This is a genomic window from Dietzia sp. Die43 (genome assembly GCF_024519835.1).
GTDB classification, from domain to species: domain Bacteria; phylum Actinomycetota; class Actinomycetes; order Mycobacteriales; family Mycobacteriaceae; genus Dietzia; species Dietzia kunjamensis.
The window spans coordinates 1-16935 of sequence record NZ_JALJRF010000027.1 but is presented as its reverse complement, the minus strand read 5'-3'; the positions used below and the strand labels follow the sequence as shown (position 1 = coordinate 16935).

Genomic DNA, 16935 nt, shown 5'->3' with positions numbered 1-16935 from the left:
GGTGGATCTGCGTCCCGGCCGTCACCAACCGCGCGGCGTGCCAACACGTGAGCTGACACGCCGCCACGAGGTGATCGCGGGCCCGGGCCTCCGGATCCAGCCGGGCGTACGCGGGCCGGCGCGAACCGGCGCCGGCCTCGTCGGCCTGCTCCGCCTGTGCCTGGGCGGACCGGGCGAACTGTTCGACCAGGACATGTGCCGCCTCCAGCCGCGTGGCCCCGGCGCGGTTCTGCGCCAGCGTCGCGGCACGGGCCGCCTCGCTGACGGCCTCCATGTCGACCATGCCGAGGGGCTCGGGTACGGCGAACAGCGAACTCGTCGTCGTCACCATCCCACCTCCTCCGCCACCGACATCGAACCTACATTCGACAGTACCCGCACCGGCGCATTAGTACAAGGGTTCGATCATCTTCGATCACTCATCCCAACCTGGTACCCACCCACTGCGCCAGGGAAACACTGTCGCCTGCACCCGATCGACCAGACCGGCGGCCATCAGCGCCCGGTTCATCGACAAGCTGCCGTGCGAGCGCAACGACACGTCGGATTGCTGCTTCAAGCGAGCGACCACCTCGACGGCGTCTCCGCTGACGATGGCCGCGTCCGGCCAGTCGAGGGGACCATCCAGCGTCGTTGACACCACCGTGGTCAGCAGCGTGGTCATCTGGGTGACCCAGGGGTCGAACACGCCGGAATCGTCAGTAGCCGCCCCAATCACCGTTGTCGTTGTACGACCCGAAGCCGTCGAGGCTGGCGAAGACGTCAAACGTGTAGGTGGCGGTCATGGTGTTGCCTCCTAGATCGTGGACGCCTCCCATGGGAGGCGTCCGGAGGTCAGCCGGGTTGGAGTGTCCGGAAATCGCCTCGGTCGAAGCTGATGTGGAACCTCCTCGAGTCGATCCGCCAGCCCTCCGGCGTCCGGGTCCACAGATCCGAATACTCGCCGAAGCACTCGTAGGACAGATCGGACTGGTCCCCGGCACCGAGGTGGAGGACACGCGCGTACGTGAGGCTTCGTGCCCGGTCCTCGTCTCCGTGGAAGGCGAGCTGGACCCGATGGTTGCCCAACAGGTGCTGGGACGGTCCGCAGCCCCCGAGGTGCTCCCTGACCCTCTCGATGATCGCCTGCCGACCGGTCGCGCCGTACCCGGTGGCGGACTCGGTGAACAGCTCGCCCAGCCCGTCCCAGTCACGTGAGTCCAACGCGGAGGCCACGTCGGCCAGACGCTCGATGATCAGGTCCCTATCACTTGTCATCTCCTCTTGGTAGCAGGGATCGCCGGGGGATCTCAGCTGTCCTGGCTAATCTGGCCGCCATGACCGACGTCGAGATCGCGCTGTCCACCGGCCGCGTCAAGGGCACCGATCTGGGGGATGTGGTCCGCTACTACGGCATCCCCTACGCCGAGGACCCCGTCGGCGACCTGCGGTTCGCCGCCCCGGTCCGCCGCGAACCGTGGCCGGGCGTCCGTGACGCGACCCGGCCGGCCGCCACCGCGCAGCGGCTGCGCTTCGACCCCGACCCGGCGATCCCCGAGCCGATCGTCGCCGGCACGGACATCCTGCACGTCGACGTGTGGGCCCCCACCGAGGGCGCGGGCCACCCGGTGCTGGTGTGGATCCACGGCGGCGGCTGGGAGTCCGGGTCATCGCACCAGCCCTGGTTCGACGGGACCGCCTTCGCGCGCGCCGGGATCGTCGTGGTCTCGGTGGGCTACCGCCTGGGCGTCGAGGGGTTCACCGCGTTCCCCGACGCCCCGGACAACCGCGGGGTGCGGGACTGGATCATGGCCCTGGAGTGGGTCCGCGACGAGATCGCGGCGTTCGGCGGTGACCCCGGGCAGGTCACGGTGTCGGGTCAGTCGGCGGGCGGCGGGGCGGTGCTCTGCCTGCTCGCCTCGCCGTTGGCGGCCGGCCTGTTCCACCGGGGGATCGCCTCGTCGCCGGCGGTCCTGCGATCGCCTGCCGCGCAGGCCCCCAAGGGCACGACCGCCGCGGAGCTGGCAGCCGGCGGCCGGGGCGCCGTCGACGAGTTCCACCGGCGCCTGCGCAAGGACAATCCCTTCCTCATGCCGTTCCGCCCGACGGTCGGCGACGACACGGTCCCGGTCCCGCCCCTGGAGGGCATCGGGAGCGGTCCCGGGCTCGCCCTGCCCCTGCTCATCGGCTCCACGGCCACGGAGTTCGAGGGGGTCGTCCGGGCCCTCCCCGGGCCGGCGCTGGTGCCGGGTGCCGCGATGATCCTGCGGTCCCAGGAGCTGCCCACCACCGGACTGCGCGCGCTGGCCAGGCAGTCGGCGGGCAAGTCGCTGCGGCGGGCGGTGGGGGCGGTGGTCGACGCCGCGACCATCCACTCGACCGTCGTGCGGGCGGCCGAGACCCGGGTGGCCGCCGGCGCGCCCACCTGGGTGTACGACTTCCGCTGGTCCGAGGGCCGCGGCGCCGTCCACTGCGCGGACCTGCCGTTCTTCTGGGCGGTCCCGGAAGCCGCGAATGTGCGGGCCTATCTCGGAGCGGATGCGTCGCCGGAGCTCGTCGACGCGATGCACCGGTCGTGGGTCGACTTCGTCCGCTCCGGAGACCCGGGGTCCCCGCCCTACGAGGCCCCCGGGAGGCGCGTGCAGGTGTGGGATGACCCTCCCGCTGTCGTCGAGGACGGACTGGCCGATGTCCGCGCGGTCTGGTGGCCCGCCGGCGGCTCCTGACGCCTTGCTACGATTGCGCCGCGCGTGCCGGTGACGTACCCGGCGCGTGCGGGGGGCTATAGCTCAGTTGGTTAGAGCCGCGGACTCATAATCCGCTGGTCGCGGGTTCGAGCCCCGCTGGCCCCACCATCGCTCGACTCATCACCACAGCTGGCCCCACAACCACGCCGCGACCCCACCTCGGATGCGGGTCGGCCCGGTCAGGCGGGCCCGGAGCGCCCGACTACGATCGATCTCATGGTCGCCTCCCTGCTCGTCGCCGGTACGACCTCGGATTCGGGTAAGAGCGTCGTGACCACCGCACTGTGCCGGGCGTTCGCCCGCCGCGGCATCGACGTGGCCCCGTTCAAGGCCCAGAACATGTCCAACAACTCGATGGTGGTCGCCGCTCCTCGCCGCACAGGTCCGCACAGCACAGGCCCGGACGGCACCGCCGAGATCGGGCGCGCGCAATGGATCCAGGCCCTGGCCGCGGGCGTGGCCCCGGAGCCCGCGATGAACCCGGTGCTCCTCAAGCCCGGCGGAGACCGGCGTAGCCACGTGGTGGTGATGGGACAGCCGGCCGGGTCGGTGTCCTCCCGCGACTTCGTCGACGGACGGGCCCACCTGGCCGACGCCGCGTTCGCCGCCTACTCCGACCTCGCCTCCCGCCACGAGCTCGTCATCTGCGAGGGAGCCGGCAGCCCCACCGAGATCAACCTGCGCTCGAGCGACTACGTCAACATGGGGCTGGCCCGTCACGCGGACATGCCCGTCGTCGTGGTGGGGGACATCGACCGCGGAGGCGTTTTCGCCGCCCTCTACGGCACGGTCGCGCTGCTCGAGCCCGCCGATCAGCGGCTGGTCGCCGGGTTCGTCATCAACAAGTTCCGCGGCGACCCCACGCTCCTGGCGCCCGGGTTGCGCCAGCTCGAGGACCTCACCGGCCGCCCGGTCCACGGGGTGCTGCCCTGGAATCCCGACCTGTGGCTGGACTCGGAGGACGCCCTCGCGGTGGGTCCCCGCGCCGCTCACGCCACCGCCACCCTGCGCGTGGCCGTGATCCGTCTGCCGCGCATCAGCAACTTCACCGACGTCGACGCCCTCGGCCTGGAGGCGGACGTGGAGCTGGAGTACGTCACGGAGCCCCGCGACCTCGCGGGGGCGGACCTCGTCGTCGTCCCCGGGACCCGCGCCACCCTCGACGACCTCGCCTGGCTCCGTGCCCGGGGCCTCGACCGTGCGCTCACCTCGCACGTCGAGCGCGGCGGCGCGGTGCTGGGGATCTGCGGCGGCTTCCAGATGCTCGGCGGGGAGATTTCCGACCCGGACGGCATCGAGGGCGAGCCCGGCACGCGCGTGACCGGCCTCGAACTGCTCCCCATCACCACGCGCTTCGGCGCGGAGAAGGTGCTGCGGCTGCCCACCGGACGCGCGCTGGGCCAGGACGTGGGCGGGTACGAGATCCACCACGGGAGGGTGAGCGTCGGCGGCGGGCGCGAGCGGGTCGACGACGACGAGGAGTTCCCCGGCGGAGCCCGGCGGGGCCGCGTGTTCGGCACCATGTGGCACGGAACCCTCGAATCGGACGGCTTTCGGTCGGCGCTGCTGGCCGAGGTCGTCGGCGGCTCCGGCGGCGCGGGGCGTGAGCGCCCGGCGTCATCAGTGAGCTTCACGCAGGCCCGCGAGGCGCGGCTCGACCTACTGGCGGATCTCGCCGAGGAGCACCTCGACCTGGACGCGCTTCTCGAGCTGGCCCGCTCGAGTGCTCCGGAACTGCCGCTGCTGCCGCCGGGGGCGGACCGGTGAGCGTGCTGATCCTGGGCGGGACCGCCGAGGCCCGCGACCTCGCCGTCTTGCTGCAGGAGCACGGCCTGCGGTTCTGCTCGTCGCTGGCGGGCCGGGTCGCGCGGCCGCGGTTGCCGGTGGGGGAGGTGCGCGTCGGTGGGTTCGGCGGCATCGACGGGCTCCGGCGGCACCTCACGGAGGCCGGCGTGACCGCGGTCGTGGACGCCACCCACCCCTTTGCCGCCGGCATCTCGGCCAATGCCGCTGCCGCCTGCGCGGCCGCAGAGGTCCCGCTGCTGCGCCTCGAGCGACCGGGGTGGGCCGCCGCCCCCGGTTCAGGCGGCTGGCACTGGGTCGACGACCACGACGAGGCCGCCGCTACCGCGTCCCGCCTGGGCCGGCGGCCGTTCCTCACGATCGGCCGGCAGTCACTGGACAGGTTCGTCGGCCCCCTCGCCGAGCACCACGCGCTGGTCAGGGTGGTGGACCCGCCCGAGGTGGAGCTGCCCGCGTCGTGGCGACTGCTGCCGAACCGCGGCCCCTACTCGGTGGAGGGTGAGCGCGAACTCTTCGCCGACCACGGCGTGGACGTGCTGGTCACCAAGGACTCGGGCGGCGGTCACACGTGGTCGAAGATGGCGGTGGCCGGCGAGCTCGGCGTTCCGGTCGTGGTGGTGCGGCGGCCCGGACCCGCGCCGGGCGTGCAGGTAGTGGACGGCGCGACTGCCGCTGCGGAGTGGGCCCGCAGCCTGGATTGAGGATGTCGCCCACGCGCAAAGCGTGGCACAATTGTGTACATGTCTACCGAGCCGCTCCGTGATGTCCGGGCCAATTTCAGCGACGTGGTCGACCGTGTCTCCAAGCACCACGAGCGCGTCACCGTGACCAAGAACGGACGCCCGGTGGCCGTGGTCATGAGCCCGGACGATCTCGCCGCTCTCGAGGAGACGCTTGATGTCCTCTCCGACCCGTCAGCGTTGGCGGATATCCGGGAGGCCGATGCGGCGAGGGCGCGCGGAGATGTCGTGCGCGGCGTCGATGCCGTCCGGGCCCTCCGCCAGTAGGCCGCGCGGTGGAGGGCTACGAGCTCGTCGTCGCCCCACCCGCGGCTCGGGCGATCCAGCGGGGCCTTCCGGAGAATATCGCCGCGGCGGTTGTCGAATTCCTCACCGGGCCACTGATCGCGAACCCACGGCGAGTGGGAATTGAACTGCGGAGGGAGCTGACCGGGGTGTACTCCGCACGTCGCGGGACCTATCGCATCCTGTATCGGATCGACGACGACGCCAGAGAGGTCTTCGTTCTCCGGGTCGAGCACAGACGGGATGTGTATCGGTGAGCGCGGTCTGAGCGGCTGGTGTCGTCGGATAGCGCGCTCGTCGTCGCGAAGTCAGACCAACTCGGCGGCCGTGCCCATTCCGCGGTCCGCTAACCGGGCGAACTGCCGAGCCTGCGCCGCGAACCGGGCCGCGAGCGCCGGATGCCCGGCCCAGTGCGTGTGCAGGTACGACGCGTGGACCGACCCGCTAACGAACCCCTCTGGTCCGGCGCTGCTGGTCCAGGCGGGAGCCGCGCCCGGCCCGTCCGTGCTGGGCACGCCCGCGTGAGAGCCCGCCGCGCCCGCCGCGCCGGCGGGCGGGTTGACGGCCGTGCGGTGGAACTCGTGGCCGGTGACCTCGGTGCCGGCGGTCGCAAGGACACTGTCGGCGACCGCGGTCGAGCGGCGGTAGGCCAGCGTGAGCCGCGGGGCCATGGCCGCGTCGGCGTCAACGGCACCGACCATGGGGACACCGTCGAGGGTGCGACAGAGGTAGAGCAGGCCCGCGCACTCGGCGACGGTCGGCGTCCCGGCCGTCGTCGCCGCGCGCAGCGCCCCCAGCATCGGCGCGTTGGCGGCGAGGTCCGCGGCGTGCACCTCGGGGAACCCGCCCCCGAGGTAGATCCCCGCGGCGGTGTCGGGCAGTGCCTCGTCGGACAGCGGGTCGAACGGCACGACCGAGCAGCCGGTCGCCTCGAGCAACTCGACCGTCTCGGCATAGCGGAACGTGAAGGCCCGGCCACCGGCCACGGCGATGAGCGGGCGGCCCTCGTCGTCGTCGACCTCGTGGGCTCGGTCACCACCCAACGCCACGCGCGCCGACCAACCCTCGCCCGCCAGCGGCGGCGCCTCACGCGCGATGCGCATGACCGCCTCGAGGTCGATCGACGCGGCCACCTTCCCGGCCAGGTGGTCGAGCGAGCGCGCGGCCTCCGGGCGTTCGGCGGCGGGGACCAGGCCGAGATGGCGGGAGGGGGCGGTGACGTCGTCGTCGCGCTGGAGGACACCCAGCACCGGGATGCTGAGGGGCGCCAGCGCGCGTCGGACCTCGTCGGAGTGGCGGACCGAGCCGGCCTTGTTGAGCACCACCCCGGCGATCCGCACAGCCGGGTCGAAGGAGGCCATCCCCAGCACCACCGCGGCGATGCTGCGCGAGGCGTGGGAGATGTCCACGACCAGCACGACGGGGGTCCCGGTGAGCGCGGCGACGTGAGCGGTGGAGGCGAACCCGTCGCCGCCGATGTGCCCGTCGTACAGGCCCATGACGCCCTCGATCACCGCGACGTCGGCGGGCCGCCCCGCATCGATCCCGGCCCCGCCCGCGCCCCCACCCGCGCCGGCGCCGTGCAGCAGCAGCGGCACGATCCGCTCCTCGCCCACCAGGTGCGGGTCGAGGTTGCGGCCCGGCCGCCCGGTGGCCAGAGCGTGGTACCCGGGGTCGATGTAGTCGGGGCCAACCTTGTGCCCCGAGACCTCCAGCCCGGTGCGGCGTAGCGCCGCCATGAGGCCGGTCGCGACGGTGGTCTTGCCGTGCCCCGACGCCGGCGCGGCCACCACGATCCGCGGGAGGTCGGTCACCATTCGATGCCCCGCTGACCCTTCTGCCCGGCGTCCATCGGGTGCTTGACCTTGGTCATCTCGGTGACCAGGTCGGCGACCTCGAGCAGCCGGGGGTCGGCGTCCCGGCCGGTGATCACCACGTGCTGCCGTCCGGGGCGGCTGGCGAGGGTGGCGACCACGTCGTCGACGTCCACCCAGCCCCACTTCATGGGATAGGTGAACTCGTCGAGCAGATAAAGGTCGTGCCGCTCGTCGGCCAGTCGGCGCTTGATCTCGGCCCAGCCTTCGGCGGCGTCGGCGGCGTGGTCGTCCTCGGTGCCGTCCTTGCGCGACCACGACCACCCCGAGCCCATCTTGTGCCACTCGACGGGCCCGCCCTCGCCGGTCTCGTCGTGCAGGCGGGCGAGGCGTTCCATGACGGTCTGCTCGCCGATGCGCCACTTGGCGGACTTGACGAACTGGAACACCCCGATGTCCCAGCCCTGGTTCCACGCGCGCATTGCCAGGCCGAACGCGGCGGTGGACTTCCCCTTGCCGGGCCCGGTGTGGACCATGACCAGCGGCCGGTTGCGGCGTTGCCGGGTGCTGAGCCCGTCGTCGGGCACGATCTCCGGCTGTCCCTTGGGCATCAGGCCACCTCGTTCCGGGGGCCGGCGGCGTGCGGGCGGGCGGTGCGCGCGCGGGCTGTGTGAACGCCGACCGCGTCGGTGAGTCCCTCGGCGGTGACCTCGCCCAACGGCACGTGCTCAGCGCCCAGGTGCCCGGCGAGCTCGGAGGCCAGGCCCATCCGGAAGCGGCCGGTCTCGCAGTCCACGACCACCGACGCCACGCCGAGGGAGGCCAGCCCGGTCGCCGCGGTGCGGGACCTGGCGAGGGCGTCCGGGCCGTGGGTGGCGCGGCCGTCGGTGACGACGACGAGGAGGGCCCGCCGCCGCGGATCGCGGACGCCTTCGATGCGCAGGACTTCGGCGGCGGTGAGCAGTCCCTCCGCCAGTGGGGTCCGGCCGCCCGCCGGGAGTTCCGCGAGGCGGGTGGCCGCGATGTCGACCGACGACGTGGGCGGCAGGGCCACGTGGGCCGCGGACCCGCGGAAGGTCACCAGTCCCACCTTGTCGCGGCGGCGGTAGGCGTCCAGAAGCAGGGAGAGGATCGCGGTCTTGACCTGCTCCATCCGGGTGCGAGCGGCCATGGAGCCGGAGGCGTCCACGCAGAACAGAACCAGGTTGGACTCGCGGCCCTCGCGGACGGGCGAGCGCAGGTCCTCGGCAGCCAGCCGGAGTCGGCCGCCGTCTGGACCGGCTCCGCGACCCCGGGCGGATTGCTGCGGCGCGGCGGACCGGATCGTGGCGGGCAGGTGCAGGTCGGACCCGGTGAACGCGCCCGCGCCGATGCGGCGGCCGCTGGTGGTGAGGGCCCTCGATCGGCGGCCGGCAGCGCCCTGGCCGGTGCCGGCGACGGCGAGCAGGCGGGTGCGGTACGGCGCTGCGGCCGCGGTGACCGTGCCTGGCTCGGGCGGGGTGGGCCCGGGAGCGTCGGACCGCGAGGCGTCGCCGGGGGTGTCCTCCGCGGCGTGTCCGCCGGGCTGCTCGTCGGCTCGGCCGTCGGCGTCGTCGTCCGATTGGCCGTCCGCCTGGTCCGGGCCCTCGGTGCCGGAGTCGTCGCCAGCGCCGGGGCTGTCCTCGTTCTGCTCGGTCTGCTCGGGCGAGTGCTCGTGCCCGGCGTGCTCGGCCGAGGCCCGCGCCGGGGTCGACTCGGCGTCCGGGGTGTCTGCCGACGCGGACTCGTCTGCGGACTCCGACTGTTCGGCGTCGTCGGCCGGCGCGGTCTCGTCCCGGGGGTCGGGATCGGGCTCGTCGTCGTCGCCCAGGAGCCGTTCCAACAGGTCCTCGTCGAGGCCCGGCGCATCGAACGGGGCACGACGGCGGCGGTGGGGCAGTGCCATGCGCGCGGCGACGCGGATGTCCTCGCGGGTGATCCGGGTCCGGCCCTGCCATGCGGCGTGGGCGGCGGCGGTGCGGGCGGTGACGATGTCGGCGCGCATGCCGTCCACGTCGAAGCCCGCGCACACCCGGGCGATGGTGGTCAGCGCCCAGGGGGTCAGTCTCACCCGGTCGAGCACGCGCCGCGCGGCGGCGATCCGTTCGCGCACGGCGGCCTCGTCGGCGGCGTGGTCGGCGACGAATCCCGCCGGGTCGGCCTCGAACGCGATCCGGCGGCGCACCACCTCGGCGCGCAGCTCCGGGTCCCGGGGCGCGGCCACCTCCACGGTGAGGCCGAAGCGGTCCAGCAACTGGGGCCGGAGCTCGCCCTCCTCGGGGTTCATGGTGCCGATCAGCACGAAGCGCGCGGCGTGCTCCACCGAGATGCCGTCGCGCTCCACGGTTACCCTGCCCATCGCGGCGGCGTCGAGCAGCAGGTCCACCACGTGGTCGTGGAGCAGGTTGACCTCGTCCACGTAGAGCAGTCCGCGGTGTGCGCGGGCGAGTAGGCCCGGTTGGAACACGGTCACCCCGTCGGTGAGCGCACTCTCCAGGTGTAGTGATCCGGTGATGCGGTCCTCGGAGACCCCGATGGGCAGCTCGACCAGGCGGACCGGCCGCCGCTCGGTGGGCGCGTCGTGCGGGATACGCCCGTCCGGGGTCTCGGAGCCGCGGTCGTCGGGTGCGGAGGAGAAGCGGTCGCCGGTGACGACCTCGACCTCCGGCAGGATCCCGGCGAGGGCGCGGACCATCGTGGACTTGGCCGTGCCCTTCTCGCCGCGGATCAACACGCCGCCGACCGCCGGGGACACCGCGGTCAGGGTCAGGGCCAGCGCCATGTCGTCGGAACCGACGACAGCGCTGAAGGGGTAGTGCAGTGGCATGGGGGCTCCCGCTCTCGTCTGCCAGGCTGGTCAGCGCGAGGCCGGTCTCCGGACTTCCCGGCCCATCTCGGACGTGCGCGCGGGGCGCGATCGCCTGAGAGGCCGGGTTACCGTAGCGGGCCCTGTGCCGGATTCTCACCGGCTTCCCTGATTCTCCCCTCCGCTCCGCCTGGGGCGGGTCGTGGGGCACCTCGTGCTGTGGGGTCTGTTCGGTTGTGTGGTGCTTCAGGCTAGCCCAACGGCCTGTCCCGGGGCGCCTCAGGTGTCGCGGTAGGGTTCCGCGTCATGAATGCACGGGTGGTGGTCGTCGGCATCGGCGGCGACGGGTGGGCGGGGCTCGACGAGGCCCGCCGTCGCGCCGTCCTGGGCGCCGATGTGGTGCTCGGCGGGGAGCGTCATCTGGCGATGGTTCCGGGCGATGTGACGGCCGAACGAGTGCCGTGGCCGCGGCCGCTGCGGGATGGGTTGCCGGAGCTGCTCGCGCAGTTCCGCGGGCGATCGACCGTAGCCCTGGCCTCGGGCGATCCGCTGGTCGCCGGGATCGGCACCACCCTGATCGACCTGCTCGGCGCGGACGCGGTCGAGGTGCTCCCGGCGGTGTCCTCGGTCGCTCTGGCCCGCGCCCGGATGCGGTGGCCGGCCGAGTCCGTGGCGGTGCTGCGCGACCACCGCGCGCTCGGTCGTGAACTGGCACCGGGGCGACGTCTGCTGGTGCTCTCGGCGGACCGGCACACGCCGGGAGAGGTCGCAGCGCTACTTGACGGCGCCGGCTTCGGGGGGAGCGCGATGACCGTTCTGTCCGATCTCGGGGGCCCGTCGGAAGCGCGCTTCAGCTGCCCGGCGCGCGACTGGGCTGTCGATCACGAGGCCCCCGCCCTACACGTGTTGGCCATCGAGTGCGTGGCCGACGCGTCCGCCCGGCCGCTCGGGCTGGCGCCGGGATTGCCCGACGACGACTTCCAGAACGACGGCCAGCTCACCCGCCGCGACCTGCGAGCCTCTGCCCTCTCCCGGCTCGCGCCGGCCCCCGGTGAGCACTTGTGGGACGTGGGTGCTGGCGCCGGGTCGGTGGGCATCGAGTGGATGCGCGCGCACCCGTCGTGTCGGGCGACCGCGGTGGAGGCGAACTCCGAGCGGGCGGCCCGGATCAGGCGCAACGCGGCCGCCCTCGGGGTGCCCTCGTTGGAGGTCGTCCACGGACGGGCGCCCCAGGCTCTGGACGGTCTGCCGCGGCCGGACGCGGTGTTCATCGGTGGGGGCGGTACTGCCCCTGGCCTGCTGCGACAGTGCTGGGACGCACTTCGCCCGGGCGGCCGGCTGGTCGCGCACGCGGTGACGCTGGAGACCGAACGCGCGCTCATCGACACCCGCGCCGTATTCGGCGGGGAGCTGACCAGGATCCAGGTCGAGCACGCGGACTCGATCGGCCGGTTCACCGGCTGGGCCCCCGCCCGTGCGGTGGTGCAGTGGGCGGCCGTGAAGCCCTTCGTCGCTGCGGCTGATACTTCGGAAACAGGGGAGAGCTCGTGACCGTTCACTTCGTGGGAGCCGGCCCCGGCGCCGCCGACCTGCTGACGCTGCGCGCGGCTGCGGCGCTTGCCGCCGCCGACGTCTGCCTGTACGCGGGGACGTATCTCGACGACGGTGTGCTCGACCACTGCCGACCCGCGGCCCGGCTGGTGGACACCCAGCATCTGGACCTGGACGGGATCATCGGCGAGATCGTCGCCGCTCACGCCGATGGGCTCGAGGTGGTCCGGCTGTGTTCGGGTGACCCGTCGCTGTACTCGGCTCTCGCCGAGCAGACTCGCCGCCTCGACGCGGCCAGCGTGCCGTGGGACGTGGTTCCTGGTGTTCCGGCCTATGCCGCGGCCGCCGCCGAGCTGGGTGTGGAGCTCACGGTTCCCGAGGTTGTGCAGTCGGTGGTGCTCACCCGCGTTCAGGCGCGGTCGACGGCGATGCCGTCGACTGAGTCGTTGGAGAATTTCGCCGCCACCGGCGCGACGCTTGTGTTGCACCTGGCGATCACTCGGATCCGTGAGCTGGCCGAGCGTCTGGTGCCCACGCACGGTGCCGACTGCCCGGTGGCGGTGGTGGCCAGCGCGAGCCGCCCGCACCGCGTGGAGCTGCGCGGCACGCTCGCCGACATCGCGGACGCGGTCGAGTCCGCCGGCCTGCGCCAGGCAGCGGTCATCCTAGTGGGGCGGGCGCTGGTCCGGCCGGGCGAGGCGGAGTCGTGGCTGTACGCGTCAAGCCCGGAGCGGGAGTCGAAGCGCCAGGGCCTGAACTGATCGGGCAAGGTAGCGGACCACGTATAATGCCCTCGGGCTGGCCGCGGAGCCAAGCGTAGCGCGCCGTGCCGGGACGATTCAGTCGAGCAGGTCCAGGTAAGTGCGTCTGGCCTTCATGGCGTGGATGACCTCAGTGGTGCCGTCGTCGTAATGCAGGGTGACAAGCTCCAGGACACGGGCTTGGGAATCGAAGCCGAGCGGTCCAGACAACAAGGGAGTGTCGAACGCTGTCCGAATGTCGTCGTCGACGATGCCGTGTTTGTATGCGGATCTGCGGATGATCACTAGGCGGCGGCCCATTGGGCCAGAGCCTGACGGATCGCTTCGGATCGGTTGAGATGTTCGCGCTCGGCGCGTGCCATGACGGCGCGGAGTTCGGCATCGGTCAGTCGTACCGGTACGACTCTAGCGGCCTGATCAGCCCTCGCCGGCCGCCCCATGCGCTTGCTTAGCCACTGGGGGTCGTAGCCAGCCTCGGCTTCGTCGACCCATTGATCGATCTGTTCGTCGGATACTTGGTGGCCCTGAATCTTCCTTGCCATGCCGACAATCGTATTACGAATTAGGGGGTGAGGGTAGCGCCTGACCTGTGCGCCGTTGGGGTACACCCCAGCAGGACGAGTACGAGCCCGCCATCGTCGCTGTGGACTTGATCGCTCTGTGGCGGTCTTCTGTGGCTACTTCTAGGCGGCGACGTACCAATCGGGCGTTCTGGCCGGAAGAATTAGAGCGAGTCGGCGGCTCACGGGTGCGCGGTGGGGTTTGCGTCGGTTTTGTCAGAGTCCGAATGCTCCGCCGCTGATCAGGATGAAGGCGCCCAGGCCGATCAGGACAGTCGGGAACAGGATATGTTCCCAGCGCTCTAGGACTTCGGCGATCGGTCGGCGGGTGGCGACGAACTTGGCCAGGCCCACCAGTCCCGCCACCAGCACCAGGAACACGATGCAGTAGGCAACTACGGCTCCCGTGCCCACGTTGAGAAAGACGGGGACGTAGACGCCGATGTTGTCGCCGCCGTTGGCGAAGGTTACGCCGGCCACGGTCCACACGGCGACGTTCTTGCCCTCGACCTTTGCATCGTCGTCGTCATCATCGTCCCCGCGCCAGGCCTGCCACGCGGCCCACAGTCCCAAGCCCAGTGGGATCAGCCCGAAGTAAGGGATGGCCCCCGGGGGCAGGAAGGCTCCCGCGCCCAGGGAGACGAGCACTGCGGCGCCGAGGATGCCGACGAAGCCAAGATACTGGCCGGCCAGAATGCGTGCGGTGGTGCCGCGTTGGCCTGCTCCGCGGGCGAAAAACAGCGACAGGACGATGATGTCGTCGATATTGGTGGCAATGAACAGGCCGATCGCCTGCAGGGCCGAGTACAGGATCACGCCTGCACCTCCGTGGCGTGACAACCCGGCACTGAGCAGTCGGGCTCCAAGCAGGGGGCGTTTTCGTTGACCGCGAGGGTGACCTCGACCAAGGAGGATAGCGCCCGCGCCAAGTGCGGGTCTGCGATCTCGTACCGGGTCTGGCGGCCTTCGGGCACTGCGACAACGATCCCGCAGTCGCGCAGGCATGCCAGATGGTTCGACACGTTCGACCGTGTCAGCTCCAAATCGCGGGCCAGCTCCGCCGGGTAGGTCGGCTGCTGCAGCAAGGTCAGCAGTATCCGGGACCGCGTCGGGTCGGCCATCGCCCGCCCTAACCGGTTCATCACATCCACACGAGAAACAATAGTCAGCATCTACTGAACTATACAGCGTCTGCTGAACTGTTGGGACAGCGCCTTAAAAACCTAAAGGTTAATGAGACATCAGGTGGGACCTGAAAACTCGAGACCGCTTCATGGGCCGATGTGCACCTTTTGCGTCTCGTGAAGTCGTCTCACCGCAAAGTGTCGCAGGGTGGTGCTCGGTAGGGGTTTGTGAGTCATAATCAGGTCATGAGGCTCTTGGGGTACACCCGCGTGAGCACCGCGAGTCAAGACGCTCAGTTGCAGTTGGACGCACTCGTGGATTCCGGGGTGCAGAAGCGGGACGTGTTTGCGGATGTGACCTCGGGGAGTCGGAGCGCGATTGAACGGCCGGGGATGAAGCGGCTGTTGGACTACGTCGAGTCCGGTGACACGGTCGTGGTGTGGCGTATCGATCGGCTCGGCCGATCCCTGATCGATGTCCTCAACACCTTGAACCTGCTTCGGGACAAGGGCGTGAAGATCCGGTCGCTCTCCGATGGCATCGACCCGGAGACCACTTCCGGTCGGCTAATGCTGGGCATGCTCGCGACTCTGGCCGAGTACGAACGCGAGCTGATCACCGAGCGCGTCAACGCCGGCATCGCTGCGGCGAAGCAGAGTGGCACCCGCTGTCAAGGGACAGCGGGATCTCCCTGTGTGCGGTCAGGTGATGTCCCTGTGGGCGGACAGTTCATCTCCCTGTCCGCGGTCAGTTGATCTCCCTGCCTGTTAGGTCAGTGGGATGACGCCGTGTCCGGCGGTGGCTTCGGTCAGTCGCATCGAGGTGCCTTCGGTGGTGATGACGTGGGCGTGGTGCAGGAGCCGGTCCACTGTGGCGGTGGCCAGGGTTTTGGGCATGAAGGTGTCGAATCCGGCGGGGTGGAGGTTGCTGGTCACGGCCAGGCTTCGGCGTTCGTAGGTGGCGTCGACGAGTCGGTAGAACGCCTCGGCGGCGGCTTGTCCCGACGGCAGCATGCCGATGTCGTCGACGACGATCAGTTCGGCGCGGGTGATGCGGGCGATAGTCTTGCTGATCGAGCCGTCCACGCTGGCCCGTCCGATGGCGGTGGTCAGCGATTCTAGGGTGAACCACGCCACTCGCATTCCGGCGTCGATCGCCTGGTGGGCCAGGGCCTCGACGAAGTGTGTCTTGCCGGTCCCGGAGGGCCCGCTGATGGCGAGGTTCTCGGCGCGGTGGACCCACTCCAGGGTGGCCAGTGTGGACTGGGTCGGGGCGGGGATCGAGGAGTCGCTCTCGCGCCACGAGGAGAAGGTCTTGCCGGCTGGCAGTCCTGCGCTTTTGCGGCGAGCGGCTTTGGTGGCTTCGTCGCGGCCACGGGCTTCTTCAGCGAGCAGGACTCGCAGCACTTCGGTGGGATCCCAGCGTTGGGCTTTGGCGGTGGCCAGCACGTCGGGGGCGATGGCGCGTAGGTAGGGCATGCGCATGCGCTTGAGGACTGCGGTGAGGTCCTCGGGCAGGGGCGGCGCAGTCGCCGTCGTGGTCACGGTCATGAGGGTGGTCTCCTTGCTCGTGGTGGGCGGCGCGGTGGCCGCTGAGGTCAAAATGGCGGGACTGCAGGGGTTCTTTGCCGGCGGCGATCGGCTGGAGGTCGGCTTCGAGGGTCCGTCCGAAGGGGTGCCATCTGCGGGGCGTGTGGCCGATGGGGGTCATCGGGTGGTCTCCTTGCCGGTGATGGTGGAGAAGTTGGCCCAGGTGGCGGTGCCGAGCTGAGCCGAGTGCGTCTCGTCGGCGGGGACCAGGTCGGCCGCGGCGGCGCCGGTGGCCTGGTGGTCGACGATCGCGGCCACATCGCCGTCGGCGAAGCGCCCGGCAGCGGCGGCGATGCCGAGAGCGGCATCGACCTCCTCGTCGCCGACCAGTGCGGCCAGCTCACAGGCGGCGGCCATCTTGGCCCGGATCCGGGAGGTTCCTGCAGCGGAGGCCTCGATCAGCCAGGCGTGCGCGCCTTCGCCGAGGGCGAGGAAGTCGCGTTCGGCTTGGCTGCGGCCTCGCGGCCGCGGCACTCGCGGCCCGCCGTCGGGGTCCTGTAGGTGATCGGGGTAATGGGCCAGGTCGATGCTCGGCGTGCCGGGGGTGGAGAGCCGTCATGTCCGTGCGATGAGCGTCGCTCTAGACCCAGTCGACCGACAGTGGTGACCGACGTCCCCAGCCGACGGTCTGCAACAGCGGCTCGCGGAGCTGCAGAGCGGGATGCCCCAGGCACAGGTACGCCAGGGGGCGGGCGCCGTCCGGTAGCGGCACCCTGTCGGAGAGGTGGTCGGGGTCCACGAGACTCACCCATCCCATCCCTAGACCCTCGGCTGTCACTGCCAGCCACAGCAAGGCGATAGCAGCGACCACGCTGTACTCGGTCGCGGCCGGGATGCCGGCGGTGCCGAGCGTCGGGCCCGCAGGCGGGACGTGGCTGACCACGAGCCCGACCGGCGCCTGGAGGATTCCCTCTAGCCGCAGCGAGTCGTAGAGCCGCCGACGCTCGCCGTCGAACCGCTCGGCCTCAGCAGCACGAACCTCACAGAACCCCGCATGGATGGCTTCACGCACGGTTCGGTCCTCGACCACGGTGACGTGCCACGGTTGGCTCAGCCCCACGCTCGGCGCGACGGCGAAGACCTCGAGGAGGCGCTCGATTCTCTCGCGGGGAACCGGGGCGGGGTGGAAGTGGCGATGGTCGCGGCGGGTGGGGGGG

At 71.3% G+C, this 16935-nt stretch carries 19 protein-coding genes, 1 tRNA gene, 2 pseudogenes and 1 riboswitch; of the genes and pseudogenes, 9 read left to right on the top strand and 13 right to left on the bottom strand.

Annotated features, from left to right (window positions below):
- The 3 genes and pseudogenes from NR111_RS17550 to NR111_RS17540 form a co-directional block, all read right to left on the bottom strand.
- A pseudogene (locus NR111_RS17550) lies at positions 1 to 331 on the bottom strand (HNH endonuclease); the annotation flags it as partial.
- Between the two features lie 108 nt (positions 332 to 439).
- Positions 440 to 785, bottom strand: a pseudogene (locus NR111_RS17545) (dihydrofolate reductase family protein); the annotation flags it as partial.
- 49 nt (positions 786 to 834) lie between these two features.
- Complete coding sequence (locus NR111_RS17540) at positions 835 to 1257, bottom strand: nuclear transport factor 2 family protein (RefSeq protein ID WP_067714296.1); 423 nt, start codon at positions 1255 to 1257, stop codon at positions 835 to 837.
- Between the two features lie 59 nt (positions 1258 to 1316).
- On the opposite strand from NR111_RS17540, the gene NR111_RS17535 reads away from it, so the two are divergent.
- From NR111_RS17535 to NR111_RS17510, 6 genes are all read left to right on the top strand, one after another.
- Positions 1317 to 2705 (top strand): carboxylesterase/lipase family protein, encoded by a 1389-nt coding sequence (locus tag NR111_RS17535; RefSeq protein ID WP_067714293.1) that lies wholly within the window; start codon positions 1317 to 1319, stop codon positions 2703 to 2705.
- 52 nt (positions 2706 to 2757) lie between these two features.
- Positions 2758 to 2834, top strand: a tRNA-Ile gene (locus NR111_RS17530).
- Positions 2835 to 2942: 108 nt separating this feature from the next.
- A complete protein-coding gene (locus NR111_RS17525) occupies positions 2943 to 4493 on the top strand; it encodes a cobyric acid synthase (protein WP_256821551.1) in 1551 nt (516 codons plus the stop codon).
- The gene (locus NR111_RS17520; RefSeq protein ID WP_067714287.1) at positions 4490 to 5230 is read left to right on the top strand and encodes a cobalt-precorrin-6A reductase; all 741 of its coding nucleotides are present in this window, start codon (positions 4490 to 4492) and stop codon (positions 5228 to 5230) included. The genes NR111_RS17525 and NR111_RS17520 overlap by 4 nt, the downstream gene beginning before the upstream one ends.
- 39 nt (positions 5231 to 5269) lie before the next feature.
- Positions 5270 to 5536 carry a type II toxin-antitoxin system Phd/YefM family antitoxin gene (locus NR111_RS17515; RefSeq protein ID WP_067714339.1) on the top strand — a complete coding sequence of 89 codons (267 nt, stop codon included), beginning with the start codon at positions 5270 to 5272 and terminating at the stop codon, positions 5534 to 5536.
- Between the two features lie 8 nt (positions 5537 to 5544).
- Positions 5545 to 5811 carry a type II toxin-antitoxin system RelE/ParE family toxin gene (locus tag NR111_RS17510; RefSeq protein WP_256821550.1) on the top strand — a complete coding sequence of 89 codons (267 nt, stop codon included), beginning with the start codon at positions 5545 to 5547 and terminating at the stop codon, positions 5809 to 5811.
- Between the two features lie 51 nt (positions 5812 to 5862).
- Here NR111_RS17510 and NR111_RS17505 read toward each other — a convergent pair whose 3' ends face one another.
- From NR111_RS17505 to NR111_RS17495, 3 genes are read right to left on the bottom strand one after another with little or no spacing between them, the layout of a single operon-like run.
- On the bottom strand, positions 5863 to 7371 hold the full coding sequence (locus tag NR111_RS17505; protein WP_256821549.1) for a cobyrinate a,c-diamide synthase: 1509 nt from the start codon (positions 7369 to 7371) through the stop codon (positions 5863 to 5865).
- Positions 7365 to 7979, bottom strand: coding sequence for a cob(I)yrinic acid a,c-diamide adenosyltransferase (gene cobO, locus NR111_RS17500; protein ID WP_067714278.1), 615 nt, complete (start codon positions 7977 to 7979; stop codon positions 7365 to 7367). Before cobO ends, NR111_RS17505 begins: the two co-directional genes overlap by 7 nt.
- Entirely contained in the window at positions 7979 to 10213 is a 2235-nt protein-coding gene (locus tag NR111_RS17495; protein ID WP_256821548.1) for a magnesium chelatase subunit D family protein, read from the bottom strand. Before NR111_RS17495 ends, cobO begins: the two co-directional genes overlap by 1 nt.
- Before the next feature lie 21 nt (positions 10214 to 10234).
- A riboswitch (cobalamin riboswitch) is annotated at positions 10235 to 10422 on the bottom strand.
- A gap of 76 nt (positions 10423 to 10498) precedes the next feature.
- Here NR111_RS17495 and cbiT point away from each other — a divergent pair.
- Together cbiT and NR111_RS17485 are read left to right on the top strand one after the other, a co-directional pair.
- Complete coding sequence (gene cbiT / locus NR111_RS17490; protein WP_256821547.1) at positions 10499 to 11743, top strand: precorrin-6Y C5,15-methyltransferase (decarboxylating) subunit CbiT; 1245 nt, start codon at positions 10499 to 10501, stop codon at positions 11741 to 11743.
- Positions 11740 to 12504, top strand: a complete 765-nt coding sequence (locus tag NR111_RS17485) for a cobalt-precorrin-4/precorrin-4 C(11)-methyltransferase (RefSeq protein WP_256821546.1) — start codon at positions 11740 to 11742, stop codon at positions 12502 to 12504. Before cbiT ends, NR111_RS17485 begins: the two co-directional genes overlap by 4 nt.
- A gap of 78 nt (positions 12505 to 12582) precedes the next feature.
- Here NR111_RS17485 and NR111_RS17480 read toward each other — a convergent pair whose 3' ends face one another.
- The 4 genes from NR111_RS17480 to NR111_RS17465 form a co-directional block, all read right to left on the bottom strand.
- Positions 12583 to 12789 (bottom strand): hypothetical protein, encoded by a 207-nt coding sequence (locus NR111_RS17480; protein ID WP_374210755.1) that lies wholly within the window; start codon positions 12787 to 12789, stop codon positions 12583 to 12585.
- Positions 12789 to 13046: a ribbon-helix-helix protein, CopG family gene (locus NR111_RS17475; protein ID WP_256821544.1), complete on the bottom strand. Its 258-nt coding sequence runs from the start codon at positions 13044 to 13046 to the stop codon at positions 12789 to 12791. Before NR111_RS17475 ends, NR111_RS17480 begins: the two co-directional genes overlap by 1 nt.
- A 234-nt stretch (positions 13047 to 13280) precedes the next feature.
- Positions 13281 to 13880 carry a cadmium resistance transporter gene (locus tag NR111_RS17470; RefSeq protein WP_256821543.1) on the bottom strand — a complete coding sequence of 200 codons (600 nt, stop codon included), beginning with the start codon at positions 13878 to 13880 and terminating at the stop codon, positions 13281 to 13283.
- Complete coding sequence (locus NR111_RS17465; protein ID WP_256821542.1) at positions 13877 to 14236, bottom strand: helix-turn-helix transcriptional regulator; 360 nt, start codon at positions 14234 to 14236, stop codon at positions 13877 to 13879. Before NR111_RS17465 ends, NR111_RS17470 begins: the two co-directional genes overlap by 4 nt.
- 198 nt (positions 14237 to 14434) lie before the next feature.
- On the opposite strand from NR111_RS17465, the gene NR111_RS17460 reads away from it, so the two are divergent.
- Complete coding sequence (locus NR111_RS17460; protein WP_256821541.1) at positions 14435 to 14944, top strand: recombinase family protein; 510 nt, start codon at positions 14435 to 14437, stop codon at positions 14942 to 14944.
- Positions 14945 to 14956: 12 nt separating this feature from the next.
- On the opposite strand, the gene istB is transcribed toward NR111_RS17460, so the two are convergent.
- The 3 genes from istB to bluB form a co-directional block, all read right to left on the bottom strand.
- Entirely contained in the window at positions 14957 to 15739 is a 783-nt protein-coding gene (gene istB, locus NR111_RS17455) for an IS21-like element helper ATPase IstB (RefSeq protein ID WP_256821540.1), read from the bottom strand.
- A gap of 156 nt (positions 15740 to 15895) precedes the next feature.
- Positions 15896 to 16252, bottom strand: a complete 357-nt coding sequence (locus NR111_RS17450; protein WP_256821539.1) for a hypothetical protein — start codon at positions 16250 to 16252, stop codon at positions 15896 to 15898.
- 106 nt (positions 16253 to 16358) lie between these two features.
- On the bottom strand, positions 16359 to 16935 hold a 577-nt coding region (gene bluB / locus NR111_RS17445; RefSeq protein ID WP_256821538.1), incomplete at its 5' end, for a 5,6-dimethylbenzimidazole synthase.